The following is a 17324-nucleotide window of genomic DNA, read 5'->3' as shown; positions in this document are numbered from 1 at the left end:
TCTCCTCAGGGCATCAGCCGCACGGCGCGCACCTGAGCGCCGGCCATCAGCCGCAGTTCGCGGGCAGTGGCCAGATCGACCACCAGGGTGCCGGAAGCCAGGCGCGCGCGGGCGCTGGTGATGCGACAGTCCTGGCATTTGCGGTTGTGGATCAGATAGACCTCGGCATCGTCGCCCGGCGTGCCGACCGCGAGGACCAGGCGCTGGCTGTCGCGGATCGCGCGCACCTTGGCGGTCTCGGCCTCGACGGTCGGACCCGCGTCGAAGATGTCGACATAGCCCTGGTAGTTGAAGCCCTCGGCCTCCAGCAGGCGGCGCGCGGCCTCGGTATCCGGGTGCACCCGACCGATCACCTGGCGCGCTTCCGGCGACAGGAAGCAGGTGTACAGCGGAAAGCGCGGCATCAGCTCGGCGATGAAACCGCGATTGCCGATGCCGGTGAGGTAGTCCGCCTGGGAAAATTCCATCTTGAAGAAATGCCGGCCCAGGGCTTCCCAGAAGGGTGACTGGCCCTGGTCATCGGACATGCCGCGCAATTCGGCGATGATGCGCTCGGCGAACAGCTCGCGGAATTCGGCGATGAACAGGAAGCGTGACTTGGACAGCAGGCGCCCGGCCGCGCCACCGCGCCGATCGGCGCGCAGGAACAGCGAGCAGAGTTCGGAGCTGCCGGTCATGTCATTGGCCAGAAACAGCGTGGGGATCTGCCGGTGGATGTCCAGTTCGCGCGAGGCGCTCACCGTCAGGCCGACCCGGTAGTTGTACCAGGGCTCACGCAGCCCCAGGGCCGCGGCGATCCCCGCGATGCCGATGACCTCGCCGTCCTCTTCCAGGACGAACAGATAGTCCGCGTCGGCGGATTCGACCTGGCGCAGAAAGCTGCGCTCGGCATTTTCCACCCGCTGCGCCAGGCGTTCCTCGCTGGCTGGCAGGGTGGTGAGACCGGCGCCGGCCGCCTGCGCCAGTTGCAGCAGCGCGGGCACATCGGCACGGGTGACGGGACGGACGATCATCGGACCTCCAAAGACGCTAGGGTCGGCTACAGCGCTACCAGACGAACCCGGTCGCCTTCGGCGATCTCCAGGGTGGCGATCTGCTCGGGGGAAAGGACGACGGCTTCGCCAGGCGTCCAGCGCAGCGGCGTGGCCAGCGCCCGAAAATTTTCCAGGCCATCGTTGGCGACCAGGAACCAGGGTGCCTCGTCGCCGGCCGGACTACCTTCGCTCACCGGCGCCAGGCGGCTCTCGGCGATGGAGCGGATGGCCGTGGTGCGGGCGTGCAGGGTCGGACCGCCATCGAAGATGTCGATGTAGTTGTCGGTTTCGAAGCCTTCCCGGCTGAGGATGTCGAAGGTGATCTGAGCCCGGGGATGCACCTGCCCCATGGCTTCCTGGGCGCTGTCGGGCAGCAGGGGCACATAGAGCGGATAGGTCGGCATCAGTTCGGCGAGAAAGGTGCGACTCTTCTGCCCGGACAGGCGCTCGGCGGCGGCGTAGTCCATGTCGAAGAAGTTGCGCCCTACCCCGTTCCAGAACGGCGATTCGCCGTCATCGTCCGCCAGCCCGACGATCTCCACCACCACCGTATCGGCGAAACGCGCCGGGTGGGCGGCCATGAACAGCAGACGGGCGCGGGAATTGAGTTCGGCGTGAGGGGTGTCGAGCAGCGGGCGCTGGACGTAGAAGCTGCTCAGCACGCTGTTGCCGGTCAGGTCGTGACAGAGCGACAGCACATGGACCTTGTTGTGGATCTTCAGCTCGCGCGAGGCGTGGATGAAGGTCTCGTTGCGAAAGCTGTAGAAGGGCTCGGAGAAACCGGCCGAGGCGACGATGGCCGAACAGCCCAGCAGCTCGCCGCTGCGGGTGTCTTCGAGCACGAAGAAATAGCTCTCCTCGCCATGGAAGCCCACCTCGGCCGCCAGCGACGACTCCGAGGTGCGGATCTTGTCGCGCAACCGTTCGGGGTTGTCGGGCAGCGAGGTGACGCCAACCGGGCTATCCGCGGCGAGCCGCTGGACCAGGGGCAGATCCGCCGCGCGCGCAGGGCGCATTACCAGCATGAGAACTCCTTGTGTACGGATCCATCCTTGGATGCCAGCGGTACGCGTCCCGCGTCCGGAGATTAGCCTTGGGTAAGACGCGCCAGGGCGCGATCCAGGCGGGCCAGGCCTTCGTCGATATCGGTCTCGGCGATGATCAGGCTCGGCGCCATGCGCAGCACGTCCGGGCCGGCCTGCAGGATCATCAGGCCTTCCTCGTTGGCGGCGGTGACGATGTCCTTGGCGCGCCCCTTCCAGCTGTCGTTGAGCACCGCGCCGATCAGCAGGCCCAGGCCGCGGATCTGCTGGAACAGGTGGTAACGGGCGTTGAGCTGCTCCAGACCGGCGACAAAGCGCTGATGGCGCGCGGCGACGCCGGCCAGGGTTTCCGGGGTGGCGACGATGTCCAGCAGCGCGGCGCCCACGGCGCAGCCCAGCGGATTGCCGCCATAGGTGCTGCCGTGCACGCCGGCGCTGAAGTGCTGGGCGACCTGCTCGGTGGTCAGCATGGCTGCCAGCGGGAAACCGCCGCCGATGCTCTTGGCGGTGGTGAGGATGTCCGGCACCACGCCATAGTGCTGGTAGGCGTAGAGATGACCGCTGCGACCGACCCCGCTCTGCACCTCGTCGAAGATCAGCAGGGCGCCATGGGTGTCGCACAGGCGACGCGCGCCTTCCAGGTAGGCCTGGTCGGCCGGCAGCACGCCGCCCTCGCCCTGGATGGGTTCGAGGATGACCGCGCAGGTCTTGTCCGAAACCACGGCTTCGAGGGCGGCCAGGTCGTTGTAGGGCACGTGGCGGATGCCTTCGATCTTGGGACCGAAGCCATCGGAATACTTGGGCTGCCCCCCAACGCTGACGGTGAACAGGGTCCGACCGTGGAAGCTGTTGGTGGCGGCGACGATCTCGTAGCGACTGCCGCCACTGACGTCATGACCATAGCGACGGGCCAGCTTGCAGGCCGCCTCGTTGGCTTCGGCACCGGAGTTGGCGAAGAACACCCGGTCGGCGAAGGTATGGTCCACCAGCTTGCGCGCCAGGCGCAGGGCAGGCTCGTTGGTGTAGATGTTGGACACGTGCCAGAGCTTGCCGGCCTGCTCGGTCAGGGCCTTGATCAGCGCGGGATGGCCATGGCCCAGGGCACTGACGGCAATGCCGCCAGCGAAGTCGACGTATTCGCGATCGGCCTGATCCCAGACGCGGGAACCCTCTCCTCGCACCGGAATGAACGCGGCGGGGGCGTAGGTCGGGACCATCACCTCATCGAAGGCGGCGCGTTGCACATTGGGTTGAGAAGCGGACATCGGGATTTCTCCTGCCGATCACGGCGGTGACTGAGGGGGATTGTAGGACGACCTCCAGGCGCGGCATTGCGCCCAGGCGACAACTATTTACGGGCGAAAACGCAAACGGGCGTCCGACTCGCAGTCTAGCGATTCGGACACCCGCTCTGGAAGGGCGAGGACGTACCTTCGGGTACGTCCGGAAGATCAGTTGGGCGCGACGCGGCTGGTGCCGTTGACGGTCATGATGCGCACCCGCTCGCCGACGCGGAACATCTCGCCCTTGTTGACCGCCTGCACATAGGCGCGGGAGCCGCCGTCGTCTTCCTTCACGGTGATCTCGACACCGCTGGCCTTGGTGAAGCCCTCTTCGGTGGCCGCACCCAGCAGGCCGCCGGCTACTGCACCGATGATGGCGGTGACGAAGCTGCCACGCCCGCCGCCAATGGCGCTACCGCCAATGCCACCGACCACGGCACCGGCCCCGGCGCCAACGGGCGACTTGGTGCCCTCGATGGTCACCGGACGCAGGGCGGTGATGGTACCGGTACGGACCGTCTGCACCTGCCGGGCCTCATCGCGCGAATAGACGTCGCCGGACTGATCGGAGGCGCAGCCGGCCAGCAGGGCGACGGCGGTCAGGGAAGCGGCGAGTTGAAGGACTCTGTTCATGGGGCAACTCCAGGGGCAGTTGAAAGACACTGGCCGTACCGGGCAGCGGTACGGGCGCAGATCGCTATTATCCTTGACCCAGGGCGTCCGGGGAGGTTTCCGGCGAATGTAACCTCGGCACCTTGCGAACGCCTTAAGGTGCCAGGCGCTGGCGCTGCCAGCCACCCTCTACGCGCTGGTAATCCAGCCGATCGTGGAGGCGGCTGGAACGCCCCTGCCAGAACTCGATGCGCTGGGGCTTGAGGCGATAGCCACCCCAGAACGGCGGCCGGCTGGGATCACCGTCGGCGAAGCGCCGCTGCACCTCGGCCAGACGCTGCTCCAGCTCGTGACGATCGGCAATGGCCTGGCTCTGCGGCGAGGCCCAGGCACCCAGGCGACTGCCCAGTGGACGGACCCGGTAGTAGGCATCGGATTCCTCGGCGGACACCTGTTCCACCCGGCCCTCGATGCGCACCTGGCGCTCCAGTGCCGGCCAGAAGAAGGTCATGGCCGCCCGCGGCTGCACGGCCATCTGCTGCCCCTTGGCGCTGTCGTAATTGGTATAGAAGACGAAGCCCTGGGCATCGACGCCCTTGAGCAGCAGCACGCGGCAATGGGGCTGGCCTTGGTCATCGACGGTGGCCAGCCAGCAGGCATTGGCTTCGACCGGAGGCTGCTCGGTACGCACCGCCTCTTCGAACCACTGCCCGAACAGGGCATAGGGATCGGCGGGCGCCTGGGCTTCGGTCAGGCCGTCGCGGGTGTAGTCGCGACGCATATCGGCGAGGGACGGTGACATGGAAGTCTCCTGCTAGGTCGGTATCGACCTAGCTTAACCAAGTCCCGCCCGGCTCGCCTGCTTCAGGACAAGCTTTGTCGCTAGCGCGCCGCCAGCGACTGCAGGCTGGCCAGCACGGTCGCGCGCGGCTGGATCAGCACCTCGACGCGGCGGTTGACGGCACGACCGGCGGCGGTGGTGTTGTCGGCACGCGGATGGGCGGCGGCCAGACCGCGCACGATCAGGCGATTGCCGCTGTAGCCGCTGAGACGGAAGATCGCCGCCACGGCCTGGGCGCGTTGCAGGCTGATCTTGTCGTTGAGCGCGGCGGCGCCGGTGCTGTCGCTGAAGCCCAGCACGATGACGGCGCTGTCTTCATCGACGCTCACCGACTTGGCCGAGCGGGACAGCGGGCCGAGCATCACCGGCAGCAGCATCTCGGCGCGATCCGGGTTGAAGGAGCTGTCCACCGGCGTGATCAGTACCAGGGCGTCGTCGCGACGCTCGACCTTGACATTGCTGCCGGCCACGGCGACGCGCAGCTTCTGCTCGTGTTCATCCAGCCAGGCCTTGCTGACCTTGACCGGTACCGGCTTGAGCACTTCCGCCTTGGCCAGGGGCTTCACGTCTTCGCTGCCGAAGGGCCACCACCAGCGACTGCCCTTCTCGCCTGCCGCGGCGGCCTGTTCGGCCTTGGCGGCGGGCGCCTTCGCCGTGACCTTGGCTTCGGCCTTGGGCTCGGCCGCCTTGGCTACCGGCTTGGCCGGCGCGGCCGCCTGGTCGCCACCACCGAACGGCCACCACCAGTGGCTGCCGCTGGCGGCGGTGCTGGCCTGGGCATTGCCCGGCGTGGCAGGCGCGGCGGCCTGGTCGCCAGTGCCCTGGAAGGAGCTGCAGGCGGATACGCCCATGCAGAGAATGAGGGTGGTGGATTTGATCAGCTTCATGCAAAGTTTCCCATCGGCGAGCCGGAGGACAGAGTGAATCAATGCCCCGGCCAGAGCCGGCGGCATGAGTGAACTTAAAGTAGTTTCGAGATTGTGGCCGCAAACCTACGCCGGGCAAAGCGGTCGAGTCACGAAATTTGCGTCTGTGCCGACCAGTGGCAGTGCCCCTGGCAGCGAGCGAAGGAAGATCCAGGCGAATCGCTGCCAGGGCGCTGCTGATGGGTTGGCGGCGAGCGAAGGTTACGTTGAAGGCATGGCTACCCGCCCGGAGGCGAGAGCATGGAAGGACTCATCGATGTCGCGACCCTGGAGCGTCTGGCCGCCAGCGCCGCAGCCATTACCCGCGACTGTCGCTGTCTGCGGCGGGACCTGGCGGGATGGACGGCCTGGCCGGTGGGCTACCGGGAAACGGAGTTCGCGCAGATCGGCACCCTGGCACGTCACGCCCCCGAAGACGCCATCATCGCGGAGTACCACCCGGCGGGCACTCACTACTGGTCAGCTGACGCCCCCATCGCGCCCTGCTTCTATCCCTACAACCAGAGCACGGTATGGCGGTGCCTGGGCTGCGAACGTCTTTACCTGCGGCATGATGACGATGGCGCCTACCATTTGGCGCCGCGCATTCGCCTGCTGCAGAGCGCCCTGATCATCGATGCCCCCCACGCCAATGACGGGCGCGAAGCCACAACGACCTGACCTCCGGCCTCCAGCGCCAGCGATCTGACAAAGGGCGATCAAGCGCTCGTCTTTCGGTATCCAGGGCCACTTTCGCGCCCGGGCGGACGCTCTAGGTCGCGGCGTTTGCAATCCCTTCTCGTTACCTGAGGCGCAAACCGGGAATTAAGCCCACAATAGGCGCCGCGTATCCCGCGTGCGGGTGTGCGCCCATCAACGGTAAAAAACCTGGTCCCAGCAATACGATGGCAACTACAACTCGAACGGGCGTCGCCTGGTTTGTCGACGGTGCCTATGCCCTGAGCGCCTGGAATGGTTCGGTCTATGGCGCGAAATTCGACTATCTCAAGCTACGGCTTTTCATTGAAGAGGATGCGGGCGAACCCATAGGCGACGCCTACTACTTCAACTGCGATAGCGACCCACCCACCATCGCCCAGACCGGCTTCAACAAGTTCTTGAGCTCGGCCCCACCCAAGGGCGCCGGCCTGAGGGTCAAGCTGTACTGGCTGCAGAGCAAGGCCCACGAATGGCCTGCCTCCGTGGGTGGCGGGCCGATCCTGCATCCGGTGACCGGCGAGCAGTACACCACCAAGAGCCAGAAAGGCGTGGATGTCGGCCTGGCCTTCAATCTGATGCGCTCCCATGCCAAGCGCGGCTGGAAGAAGCTCTACCTGGTGGCGGGCGACGGCGATTTCCACGAGGTGGTGCAGTACCTGGTGGAAAACGAAGGGGTCGAGGTCACGGTGATCGGCGCGCACTTCTCCATCAGCGGCGAGATCGCGCCCTATGTCCGGGTGATCGAATTCAAGGACATCGAGGCGGCCATCGCCCGCTAGCCGACCGCCCTAGAGGCACTCCCCTACCGCGCGCGCCAGGGCCTGGGCGCGTGGGTCCATCAGCACGTAGGGCCCCAGGGTATTGGTGACGAAGCCGAAGGCCACCTCGCGCTCCGGATCGGCGAAGCCGGTCGAGCCACCCGCCCCCGGATGGCCGAAGGCCTGAGGGCCGAGACCATAGGTGGCATTGGCCTGGTCCGGCTGGTCGAGCATGAAGCCCAGCCCGAAGCGGGTCGGCGTGAGCAGGGTGCGGTCCTCGCCCTGACTGTGCTCCACCAGAGCCTCGCTCAGTGTCTCCCATTCCAGCAGATCGCCGGCCAGCAGACCGGCATAGAAGCCCGCCAGACTGCGCGCATGGCCGTGGCCGTTGGCCGCCGGCTGCTGGAAGCGCCGCCATTCGGCCTTGTTGGTGCTGGTGAGCACCCCGGCTGGATTGCCAAAGGCCAGGGTCGGCAGCGCCACGGGGTCGCTCAGGGTGGTCTTGAGCAGGCGCTGCGCAGCGGCATCGCCCAGCACGCCCTTGCCCGCACGATATGGGCGACGCGCTCGTCTTCGCTGGCCGGCAGGCCGATGTGAAAATCCAGGCCCAGGCGCTCGGCGGTCCGGGCCACGATGGCCTCGCCCGGGCCACGGCCGTCGGCGCGACGGATCAGTTCGCCCAGCAGCCAGCCAAAGGTGATGGGGGCATAGCCATGGGCGGTGCCGGGCGTCCACCAGGGTGCCTCGGCGGCGACCGCGGCGGTCATGGTGTCCCAGTCGTACAGGGCGTCACCCGCCAGGCGTTCGCGCAAGGCGGAGACGCCGGATCTGTGGCTGAGCAGCTGTCGCAGCGTAACGTCGGCCTTGCCGGCGGTGGCGAATTCCGGCCAGCGTTCGGCGACCGGGGCATCGAGGGCCAGCTTGCCCTCCTCCACCAGCTGCAGCGCCGCCACCGCGGTGAAGGCCTTGGTGCAGGAGAACAGATTGAGCAGGGTATCGGTGTGCCAGGGCGTCTGACCGTCCTTGTCGGCCATGCCGCCCCAGAGATCCAGCACCGTTTCACCGCCGACCTGGACGCACAGCGCCGCCCCGCGGGTCTGCCCGGCGGCCAACAACTCGGCGAAGGCCTCGCGGACGGATTCGAATCTCAGGTCGTGATAGCCGTGGACGGTCATGGGTTTTCCTTACGGGTGATGCGCTGGCGCCGTGGGTCAGACGGTCCGCTGATACGGCCACTGCCAAAGGTCGCGGTAGGTTGGGTTGAGCGTAGCGAAGCCCAACAGCTGTTGCCTCGGGGCCGGATCTGTTGGGCTTCGACGATAGAGCCGTCTCAGCCCAACCTACGGCTTGTCGCAGCCAGGGCCACCTCTTATTGAATCTCCCGCCGAAACGGCGGCAGCGCATTGAGGATGGCCTTGCCGTAGCGCTGGGTCACCAGACGGCGATCCAGCAGCGAGATGGTGCCGCTGTCCTGCTCGGTGCGCAGCAGCCGACCGCAGGCCTGGATCAGCCGCAAGGAAGCGTCGGGCACGGCGATCTCCATGAAGGGATTGCCGCCGCGCGCCTCGATCCACTCGGCCAGGGCGGCTTCCACCGGATCGTCGGGTACGGCGAAGGGAATCTTGGCGATGACCACATGCTCGCAATAGGCGCCGGGCAGGTCGACCCCCTCGGCGAAGCTGGCCAGGCCGAACAGCACGCTGGCCTCGCCATCGTCGACACGCTTCCTGTGCTTGTTCAGGGTCTCCTGCTTGGACAGGTTGCCCTGGATCAGCACCCGCTTGCGCCAGTCCCGTTCCAGGCCGTCGAAGACGTCCTGCATCTGCCGCCGCGAGGAAAACAGCACCAGGGCGCCACGCGCGCCTTCGAGCATCGCCGGCAATTCGCGGACGATGGCCGCGGTGTGCTCGGCAGCGTTGCGCGGATCGGCCTTGAGATCCGGCACCCGCAGCACCCCAGCCTCGGCGTGACGGAACGGACTGGGCACCACGGCGGTGGCCGCCGAGCGCGGCAGGCCGGATCTCATGCGAAAGCGGTCGAAGGTGCCCAGGGCGGTCAGGGTCGCCGAAGTCACCAGGGCGCCGAAGGCGACGTTCCACAGGTGACGGCGCAGCATCTCGGCGGCGAGGATGGGGCTGGCGTTGACCTCGATGTCGTACAGCGAACCCGTTTCGGCCAGGGTCATCCAGCGCGCCATGGGCGGGCTGTCTTCCGGGTCTTCGCAGGTAAAGGCCGTCCACAACTCCCAGTTGCCCTGGGCGCGCGCCAGCAGACTACCGAACAGCGGATACCACTCCTCGGCCTGGTAGCTGGCCAGACCGATGCTGGATTCGCCATCCATGGCCTGCTTGAGCATCTCGGTCAGGCGGGTGAACAGGTCGGTAAGCTTGGCGAAGCCCTTCTTGAGCTCGATGCCCATCTCGCGCAGGTCTTCGGGGATCACCCCGCCGACGAATCTGTGCCGCGGCCGCTCGCGGCCTTCCATGTCCTCGCCCGCGCGAAAATCCGCCAGGGCTTCGCAGGCGGTGAACATGAACTGCTGCTGGGTGCGGATCTCCCGCGCCAGCTCCGGCACCTGCTCGACCAGGCGACCGAGATCACCCGGCAGCGGATGCTGGGCCAGCAGCTTGGTGAGATTCTTGGCGATCTGCTCCAGCCACTCGGCGGTGGATCTCAGCCGGGTGAAGTGGGCGAAGTGGCCGATGGCCTTGTCCGGCAGGTGGTGGCCTTCGTCGAACACATAGAGGGTGTCGCGGGGATCGGGCAGGATGGCGCCGCCGCCCAGGGCCAGGTCGGCCAGCACCAGGTCATGGTTGGTGACGATGACATCGACCTTGGTCATGCCTTCGCGCGCCCGGTAGAAGGCGCACTGCTGGAAATTCGGGCAGTGACGATTGGTGCACTGGCTATGGTCGGTGGTGATGCGCGACCACTGGACGTCCTCGATGGCCTCCGGCCAGCTGTCACGATCACCGTCCCAGCGATTGCCGGCCAGGCGCTCGATCATCTTGCCGAACAGTTCGTTGGACGCCTCGTCCACATCGATCTTGAAGCCATCCTCGGCGAACAGCTGGGCGGTGGCGTTCTGCGCCTGACCCTCCTGCAGCAGCATGTCCAGCTTGGACAGGCACAGGTAACGCCCCCGGCCCTTGGCCAGCGCGAAGCTGAAGGACAGTCCGCTGTTGCGCAGGATGTCCGGCAGGTCCTTGTGCACGATCTGCTCCTGCAGCGCCACCGTCGCCGTGGCGATCACCAGCCGCTTGCCGGCCGCCTTGGCCACGGGAATGGCGGCCAGGGCATAGGCCACGGTCTTGCCGGTACCGGTACCCGCCTCCACCGCCACCACGGCGGGCTCGCCTTCGCGATGGCCCTCCTCGTCCTGGGCGATGCCACCCAGGCCCTTGGCGGTCTCCGCGATCATCAGGCGCTGGCCATAGCGTGGCTTGAGCGACTTGGCTTCGAGGAAACGCGTGTAGGCGCCCTGGATCTGGGTCTTGAGTTCGGTGCTGAGCATGCCTGGTTCCGGGCGATGGCAAAGCAGCGCCCCGTCCGGCGGACGAGCACTGTATGCATCTACAGTAATGGATCTTGGGCGCTATGATAACGCGCCTGTCGTCAGGATGCGCCCGACGTTGAGGTCGCAGGCCGCTCAGGCGCCCGGCAGCTGGGGCGGCAGCCGATGAAAGGCGCCGAAGATCAGCAGGCTCAGACGATCGAGCCAGGGATGGCGGCGCAGGCGCAGGGCACGACGGCTGGCGAAGACTTCACCCAGGTGCAGCAGCAGCAGGGCCAGGGCGACCAGGGCGAGCAATTGGGGGAACGGGCGAGCGAGAGGCAGGGCGACAGCGGCGGCTGCGGCGAGCCAGAACAGCAGGAGGAGGACTTTGCCGGTGAGGGACAGGGTTTTCATGGATTCCAGCAGGAGGACGAGATGGATCGGACCATAACGCCTGGAGCCGGAAAAAGTAAAGGCGGCGGACCTAGGTCCGCCGCCGATGCATCACTCGCGGTCGATCTGGATTTCGACGCGGCGGTTGGTGGCACGGCCTTCAGCGGTCTCGTTGGTGGCGATCGGCTGACGCTCGCCCATGCCTTTCACGGAGACGATGCTGGCTGCCGGCACACCGGCCTGGACCAGGTAGTTGCTGACCGACTTGGCGCGACGCTCGGACAGACGCTGGTTGTAGGCGTCGGTACCCTTGCTGTCGGTATGGCCGGTGATCGACAGACGAGTGCTGGCGGCTTCGCCACGCAGACGACCGGCGATACCGTCGAGCTGAGCACGATCCTGCGGACTGACTTCGGCGGAATCGAAGGCGAAGTGCAGATCACGCGCAGTGATCACTTCCTGCTTGGGCAGCGGTGCCGGCGCGGGAGCCGGTGCGGGCGCCGGAGCCGGGGCCGGAGCGGGCTCCATGCGGGCGACCTGCTCGTTGCCCTTGCCGTGCACCCAGCAATAGGCGCCAGCGGTGGTACCTATGCCCAGGGCCGCCATGCCGGCGACGTTACCGCTCTGGGTAGCGCCGGCCGCACCGCCGACCAGGGCGCCGACCGCAGCGCACACCGGCCAATCGGATTTCTGTACGCCGCCCGCGCAACCGGCCAGCACGGTGCTTGCCAGGATGAGGGGTAAAGCTGTCCTTGCGATGCTCTTGCTCATGAAGGGTCTCCTATAGACCAGGTACCGCGAGTTAGGCTCGTCTTTCGTTGTAGTGCGCTGTCAGACTAATGGTGGCGTACACATCTTGACAACGCTGGTTGCTTAGTCAATCGCGATTTGATTAGGGTTCCCTTAATGGCAAACATATTCTCGTCCCGTACCCCGCAACAGGCTCTGGCAAGCCTGCTCGACCATCATCGCCCGGCACGTCTGCTCTGCGTCGCGCGTGAGCCGCTACCGGCGCTGCAGGCCTATGCCGAGGCCCATCCCCACTGCCAGCTGGTGCAGGCCGCGGTCCCCCTGGACGAGCCGAGCCTACTGGCCGAACGCTACGATCTGGTGATCCTCGCCGATTGCCTGGAACATCTGCCGCTGCGAACGGGCCGCGAATTGCTCGGCGGCCTGCGCAACCTCAACACCTCGCGGCTGGCCGTGCTGGTGGACCTGGCCGCCAGCGAATGGCAGCTGACGGATTTCTACGCCCTGGCCCTGCAGGCCAGCGAGCGCTTCGCCCGGGACGGCCAGGTAGTCACCCTGTTCAGCTATGATCTGCACGACTACAAGCAGGTCCCGGACTGGCTCAATGCCCGGTTCTGGGCCAATCCGCAGAATTTCGGCAAGTACTGGTGGTGAGATGCATTCCATGGCCCCCTGCCCCTGTGGCTCGGACCTGTCGCTTGGCGACTGTTGCGGCGCCTTTCATGCCGGCACGCCGGCGCCCGATGCCGAGCGCCTGATGCGTTCGCGCTACAGCGCCTATGCGCTGGGGCTGATCGACTATCTCGTGGCCACCACGGCCCCCGCGCAGCAGGCGCTGCTGGACAGGGAAGCGCTGACGGCCTGGAGTCTGGGCAGTCGCTGGCAGGGTCTGCAGGTACTGGAGCATCGCCCCGAGCCCGGCGATCCTGACCATGCGCGGGTCAGCTTCGTGGCGCGCTGGGAGGATGGGCGCGGCGCACATCGTCATGAAGAGCGCTCGGGCTTCGTCCAGCGCGAGGGGCGCTGGTACTTTCTCGATCCGACCGCCAGACCCCTGCCAGGCCGCAACGACGCCTGCCTGTGCGGCAGCGGCGCCAAGTTCAAGAAGTGCTGCGCCGGCTTCCTGTAGCGCCGACCGCGCCTATTCCCTGACCAGCGTCAGGTGATCGGTATCCGGGACCGCCACGGGCAGTGGCTCGGAGGCCGGGCCCAGGTCGCTGCCCACCGGCGCCAGACTCAGGTGCGACAGATCGACCCGCGACGGTGCTACCGGTGCGGCCTCGTCCTGGAGATCGGCGCCCACCGGAGCCAGGCCGAAATCCGGTGCCTGGACATCGACGAAGGCCGCCATCACGGCATCCCGGGGCGCGACCGACAGCGACCCGCGCTCGGCGGCAGACGCGGCGGTAGGTGCGGTGGCGGCTGGCTCTTGGGTCTCGACGGGTGCCGCAGCCGGCTCGCCCGTCTCGGCCATGGGCGCCACCTCGACCCGCGCCCCGGCCTGGGCCAGGGTGGCGCGATAGCGCTCGGCGGTGGCGGCGTCGAGACGATTCTTGATGATCATGCGGCGACCGGAGAAGAGCACGGCGATGCGCTGTTCATCCGCCTGAAACAGCCGCATCAGATTCTGTCGGGTCTGCTGCGCATCGGCGCCAGCGACCAGCTCGCCCTGGAAGGCGATTTCATAGAGCACAGCGGACATGACGACCTCCTCGGTCACGGCAAGAGCTGCAGGATGCAACGTCGCGCCGGAGGGGTCCAGTCCGCACGGTCGCCTGGCCCAGGCGTTTTTTTGTTAGCCTGTGCCGAAGCGGCCCCGACTTGTGCAGCAATCGGTGCTTGTTAAACTGCGCAGAAAACGGGAGTGCCGCATGCTTCGCCAGGCCTTGTTCATCACCCTGCTCGGCGTCCTGCTGAGCAGCCTTGGCGGTTGTACCTACATCGGGCGCAACTATGAGGAGCCCCAGGTCGAACTGACCGGCGTGGAGCTGATCCGCGCACGGCTGTGGAGCCAGGACTTCGTGCTGCACTTCCGCGTCCAGAATCCCAACGACAGCACCCTGCCCGTGCGCAGCCTGGCCTATACCGTCTACCTGAACGATCTGCTGCTGTCCCAGGGGACCGCCAACCTGCATTCGTCGGTGCCGGCCAACGGTCAGCGCAGCTTCTCAGTGCCGGTGCAGACCAATCTGTGGCGCTATGTGAAGGACGTCGGTCGCATGCTGGAAGACCCCAACCAGCCGATCAACTATCGGCTGCGCGGTCGGGTGAAGACCGGCTGGCTGTTCGGGCGCAGCGTCCATTTTTCTCGCCAGGGGCAGTTCGTGCCTGGCGCCTACATCCCGGAGTTATGAGATGAACCAACACGTCCACGGTCCCGATTGTAATCACGACCATGACCACGATCATGGCCATGCGCACCATGTGCACGGCCCGCACTGCAACCATGGCCCGGCCCAGGAGCCGGTGCGCAATCCGCTGAAGGAAGTGGGTCGCAACGATCCCTGCCCGTGCGGCAGCGAGAAGAAATTCAAGAAGTGCCACGGCGCCTGAGCACTTCCCGGTAGGTTGGGCTGAGCGCAGCGAAGCCCAACAGCCTGGGTCGAACCTGCCAGGTTGGGCTTCGACAATAGCGCCGTCTCAACCCAACCTACCCCTCCGCGACCCTGGCGCGTTACCAGGGCTGTCCGCCGCGTTGCGACTCCAGCCGCCGGATGAATTCCTCCAGCACCAGGGCGTAGAGATCGTCCTTGAGCACCAGGTCCTCGACCCCGCAATCGATGTTGGGATTGTCGTTGACCTCGATCACCGCCAGCTTGTCGCCCGCCTGCTTGAGATCCACGCCATAGAGATCATCGCCGATCAGGTTGGCGGTGCGTACCGCCAGCTCGACCACCGCATGGGGCGCGTCCTGCACTGCCAGGGTACGGAAATCGCCACTGACCTCGGTGGCGCTGGCGCTGTGGTCGTAGATCTGCCAGTGCCCCTTGGACATGAAGTACTGGCAGGCGAAGATCGGCTCCTGGTTCAGCACGCCGATGCGCCAGTCGTATTCGGTGTAGAAGAACTCCTGGGCCAGCAGCAGCACCGAGCGTTCGAACAGTTCGGCGCTGGCCTTGCGCAGCTGCGCCGCGTCCTCGACCTTGATGACGCCGCGGGAAAAGGAGCCGTCGGGGATCTTCAGCACCAGCGGAAAGCCCAGGCGCTCGCCGAGGTCTTCGAGTTGACCGGGATTGTCCTTGTAGAGGATCTCGGTCGCCGGCATGTCCAGCTTGTGGGCGCGCAGCAGGTCGGCCAGATAGACCTTGTTGGTGCATCTCAGGATGGAACGTGGATCGTCCATCACCACCAGGCCCTCGCTTTCGGCCTTCTTGGCGAAGCGATAGGTGTGGTGGTCGATGGCGGTGGTCTCGCGGATGAACAGGGCGTCGAATTCACCCAGCCGTGCGTAATCCTTCTTTTCGATCAGCTCCACGTCCAGCCCCAGGTGCTTGCCGACGCGCACGAAATTCTTCAGCGCCTTGGCATCTGACGGCGGAAAGGCTTCCTTGGGGTCGTGCAGGATGGCCAGGTCGAAACGGTATTTTTCGCGCCGCCCCGGCTTGAGCCAGACGCGGCGACTGAAGCCGTCGAGGGCGTTGGCGAATTGATCTTCCTGCTGTTCGTGCAACTTGTGGATGCTGCCCAGCTTGAGGCCGCCGATGTGCCAGCCGGCGCGATCGCGGCGGAATTCCACCAGCAGCAGTGGACAGGGAAAGGCCTCGAACACCTGGCGCGCCAGATCCTGCAGGGGCGCGATGTCGGTGTTGCCGAAATAGAGCGTGAGGGTGAAGCCGTCGGCGCTGCCATAGGGATGACCGGCCAGCGCCTTGGTCAGCAGCTTGTCCAGGTCCTCCAGCGCCAGGCCATAGAGCGACTTGCGCGCCAGTTCGCTGATGGTGCGCACCGAGGGGATGACCTTGTGCCCCGGGCTTCGGCGAGCAGCGAGCAGTAGTAGCCGTGGCCGAGGTACTTCTGGCTGCGGCAGAGATTGATCACCTGCACGCGTTTGCCATTGTCCTGTTCGTTGGATTGTTCCAGGTATTCCTGGGCGGTGATGACGTCTTCGCTGGGATAGTAGGACGACCAGTCTTCCTTGCGTTCCACGACGATATACAGCTTGCTCACTGGACCTCCTGGTTGCGGGGCGTGGTCCCGGCGGAAACCCGGATGCCGCCGGACCACTCCAACTGTTGTAACGCGGGTGCTATTAACCGTTGCTTAACCATGCCAGGCTGCCCGCTCTGCTCCAGGAGAATCCTTCGCGATGAGTTTCACACTCAGGCCCGCCGGGCTGGATGATCTGGCGGCGCTGGTCGATTTGGAAGCGCGCTGCTTCAGCTATGACCGCCTTTCCCGGCGCAATTTCCACTACATGCTCACCCGGGCGAACGCCGTGCTGATCCTGGCGGAAAACGACCGCCAGGTGGCGGGCTACGCCCTGGTGCTGTTCCACCAGAACACCTCGCTGGCGCGGCTCTATTCCATCGCCGTCGACCCCGCGGCGCGCGGCCATCGCCTGGGCCAGCGGCTGCTGGAGGCTGCCGAAGCCGAGGCGGTGGAGCGCGATTGCGCCTACCTGCGCCTTGAGGTCCGGCCGGACAACGCCGCCGCCATCGCTCTCTATGAGCGCAACGGCTACCTGCCCTTCGCCACGGTGGAGGACTACTACGAGGACCATAGCCAGGCCCTGCGCTTCGAGAAGCGCATCCGCCAGCCGCGCGAAGGCCAGGCGCGCCCGGTGCCCTTCTATCGCCAGACCACCGATTTCACCTGCGGCCCGGCCAGCCTGCTGATGGCCATGGGCGCCCTGCAGCCTGGTCGCCCGCTGGAGCGCCGCGAGGAACTGCGGCTGTGGCGCGAAGCCACCACCATCTACATGACCGCCGGGCACGGCGGCTGCGGCCCCCATGGCCTGGCCCTGGCCGCGCTGCGCCGGGGCTTCAGGGTCACGCTGCAGGTCAATACCCGGGGCCCCCTGTTCCTCGACGGCGTACGCAGCGAAGAAAAGAAGGAGGTCATGCGCCTGGTGCACGAGGACTTCAGCGCCGAGATCAAGCAATCGCCCATCGAGCGCCTCTACCGGACGCGCCTGGACATCGCCCACTGGGTCAACCAGGGCGCCTTCCCGCTGGTGCTGATCAGCTCCTTCCGGCTGACCAAGGCCAAGGGACCGCACTGGGTGCTGGTCACCGACTGCGACGAGGACTTCGTCTACCTGCACGATCCCGATGTCGACCACAGCCAGCACCGCCGCGAACTGGACTGCCAGCACATCCCGGTGTCCCACGCCGAGTTCGACAAGATGAGTCGCTTCGGCCGCGGCAAGCTGCGCGCAGCGGTGATCCTAGGTCCTGTACGAAAAGTCGCCGAGCGAAGGTCAGGCGAGGCGAAAAAGACTGAGGAAGCGGAGTTTACGAGTGGTAAATGAGCATTCCGAAGCCTTTTTC

Annotated in this window: 18 protein-coding genes and 2 pseudogenes; 7 read left to right on the top strand and 13 right to left on the bottom strand. The window is 66.3% G+C overall.

The window, feature by feature from the left end:
• Window positions 1-5 precede the first annotated feature (5 nt).
• The 6 genes from astA to BGI51_RS15335 form a co-directional block, all read right to left on the bottom strand.
• Window positions 6-1013, bottom strand: coding sequence for an arginine N-succinyltransferase (gene astA, locus BGI51_RS15360; protein WP_187978876.1), 1008 nt, complete (start codon window positions 1011-1013; stop codon window positions 6-8).
• Window positions 1014-1039: 26 nt separating this feature from the next.
• Window positions 1040-2059, bottom strand: a complete 1020-nt coding sequence (gene aruF, locus BGI51_RS15355) for an arginine/ornithine succinyltransferase subunit alpha (protein ID WP_187978875.1) — start codon at window positions 2057-2059, stop codon at window positions 1040-1042.
• Window positions 2060-2121: 62 nt separating this feature from the next.
• On the bottom strand, window positions 2122-3342 hold the full coding sequence (locus BGI51_RS15350) for an aspartate aminotransferase family protein (RefSeq protein WP_187978874.1): 1221 nt from the start codon (window positions 3340-3342) through the stop codon (window positions 2122-2124).
• A 186-nt stretch (window positions 3343-3528) separates the two neighbouring features.
• Window positions 3529-3993 (bottom strand): hypothetical protein, encoded by a 465-nt coding sequence (locus tag BGI51_RS15345; protein WP_133859558.1) that lies wholly within the window; start codon window positions 3991-3993, stop codon window positions 3529-3531.
• Between the two features lie 133 nt (window positions 3994-4126).
• Window positions 4127-4774: a pyridoxamine 5'-phosphate oxidase gene (pdxH, locus tag BGI51_RS15340; RefSeq protein WP_187978873.1), complete on the bottom strand. Its 648-nt coding sequence runs from the start codon at window positions 4772-4774 to the stop codon at window positions 4127-4129.
• A gap of 80 nt (window positions 4775-4854) precedes the next feature.
• Window positions 4855-5700, bottom strand: coding sequence for an OmpA family protein (locus BGI51_RS15335; protein ID WP_187978872.1), 846 nt, complete (start codon window positions 5698-5700; stop codon window positions 4855-4857).
• Between the two features lie 279 nt (window positions 5701-5979).
• On the opposite strand from BGI51_RS15335, the gene BGI51_RS15330 reads away from it, so the two are divergent.
• Window positions 5980-6399 carry a hypothetical protein gene (locus BGI51_RS15330; RefSeq protein ID WP_187978871.1) on the top strand — a complete coding sequence of 140 codons (420 nt, stop codon included), beginning with the start codon at window positions 5980-5982 and terminating at the stop codon, window positions 6397-6399.
• 224 nt (window positions 6400-6623) lie between these two features.
• A complete protein-coding gene (locus BGI51_RS15325) occupies window positions 6624-7217 on the top strand; it encodes an NYN domain-containing protein (protein ID WP_133859562.1) in 594 nt (197 codons plus the stop codon).
• 9 nt (window positions 7218-7226) lie between these two features.
• On the opposite strand, the pseudogene BGI51_RS15320 reads toward BGI51_RS15325, so the two are convergent.
• From BGI51_RS15320 to BGI51_RS15305, 4 genes and pseudogenes are all read right to left on the bottom strand, one after another.
• Window positions 7227-8371 (bottom strand): annotated as a pseudogene (locus tag BGI51_RS15320) (serine hydrolase domain-containing protein).
• Between the two features lie 194 nt (window positions 8372-8565).
• Window positions 8566-10710 (bottom strand): ATP-dependent DNA helicase DinG, encoded by a 2145-nt coding sequence (gene dinG / locus BGI51_RS15315; RefSeq protein WP_187978870.1) that lies wholly within the window; start codon window positions 10708-10710, stop codon window positions 8566-8568.
• A 135-nt stretch (window positions 10711-10845) separates the two neighbouring features.
• Window positions 10846-11106 carry a DUF1145 domain-containing protein gene (locus BGI51_RS15310; protein ID WP_133859564.1) on the bottom strand — a complete coding sequence of 87 codons (261 nt, stop codon included), beginning with the start codon at window positions 11104-11106 and terminating at the stop codon, window positions 10846-10848.
• 90 nt (window positions 11107-11196) lie between these two features.
• Window positions 11197-11856 carry an OmpA family protein gene (locus BGI51_RS15305; protein WP_187978869.1) on the bottom strand — a complete coding sequence of 220 codons (660 nt, stop codon included), beginning with the start codon at window positions 11854-11856 and terminating at the stop codon, window positions 11197-11199.
• 135 nt (window positions 11857-11991) lie between these two features.
• Between BGI51_RS15305 and BGI51_RS15300 the strand changes: the two genes are divergently transcribed.
• Window positions 11992-12489, top strand: a complete 498-nt coding sequence (locus tag BGI51_RS15300) for a DUF6231 family protein (RefSeq protein WP_187978868.1) — start codon at window positions 11992-11994, stop codon at window positions 12487-12489.
• A 1-nt stretch (window position 12490) separates the two neighbouring features.
• A complete protein-coding gene (locus tag BGI51_RS15295) occupies window positions 12491-12964 on the top strand; it encodes a YchJ family protein (protein WP_187978867.1) in 474 nt (157 codons plus the stop codon).
• Window positions 12965-12976: 12 nt separating this feature from the next.
• Here the strand turns inward: BGI51_RS15295 and BGI51_RS15290 are convergent, their stop codons facing one another.
• Window positions 12977-13537 carry a hypothetical protein gene (locus BGI51_RS15290; RefSeq protein WP_187978866.1) on the bottom strand — a complete coding sequence of 187 codons (561 nt, stop codon included), beginning with the start codon at window positions 13535-13537 and terminating at the stop codon, window positions 12977-12979.
• 169 nt (window positions 13538-13706) lie between these two features.
• Between BGI51_RS15290 and BGI51_RS15285 the strand changes: the two genes are divergently transcribed.
• Both BGI51_RS15285 and BGI51_RS15280 read left to right on the top strand, forming a co-directional pair.
• Complete coding sequence (locus tag BGI51_RS15285; protein ID WP_187978865.1) at window positions 13707-14189, top strand: LEA type 2 family protein; 483 nt, start codon at window positions 13707-13709, stop codon at window positions 14187-14189.
• A gap of 1 nt (window position 14190) precedes the next feature.
• Window positions 14191-14388 carry an SEC-C metal-binding domain-containing protein gene (locus tag BGI51_RS15280; protein ID WP_007159125.1) on the top strand — a complete coding sequence of 66 codons (198 nt, stop codon included), beginning with the start codon at window positions 14191-14193 and terminating at the stop codon, window positions 14386-14388.
• A 121-nt stretch (window positions 14389-14509) separates the two neighbouring features.
• Here the strand turns inward: BGI51_RS15280 and BGI51_RS23550 are convergent, their stop codons facing one another.
• Both BGI51_RS23550 and BGI51_RS23545 read right to left on the bottom strand, forming a co-directional pair.
• Window positions 14510-15100 (bottom strand): ATP-grasp domain-containing protein, encoded by a 591-nt coding sequence (locus BGI51_RS23550; RefSeq protein WP_252977301.1) that lies wholly within the window; start codon window positions 15098-15100, stop codon window positions 14510-14512.
• Window positions 15101-15529: 429 nt separating this feature from the next.
• A pseudogene (locus tag BGI51_RS23545) lies at window positions 15530-15873 on the bottom strand (RimK-like ATPgrasp N-terminal domain-containing protein); the annotation flags it as partial.
• 268 nt (window positions 15874-16141) lie between these two features.
• Between BGI51_RS23545 and BGI51_RS15270 the strand changes: the two are divergent.
• The gene (locus BGI51_RS15270; RefSeq protein WP_252977096.1) at window positions 16142-17305 is read left to right on the top strand and encodes a GNAT family N-acetyltransferase/peptidase C39 family protein; all 1164 of its coding nucleotides are present in this window, start codon (window positions 16142-16144) and stop codon (window positions 17303-17305) included.
• The last annotated feature ends 19 nt before the right edge of the window (window positions 17306-17324 follow it).

This window comes from Pseudomonas oryzihabitans, assembly GCF_014522265.1.
GTDB lineage: Bacteria > Pseudomonadota > Gammaproteobacteria > Pseudomonadales > Pseudomonadaceae > Chryseomonas > Chryseomonas aestiva.
The sequence above is the reverse complement of the archived record's forward strand: the minus strand, read 5'-3'. Positions and strand labels throughout refer to the sequence as shown.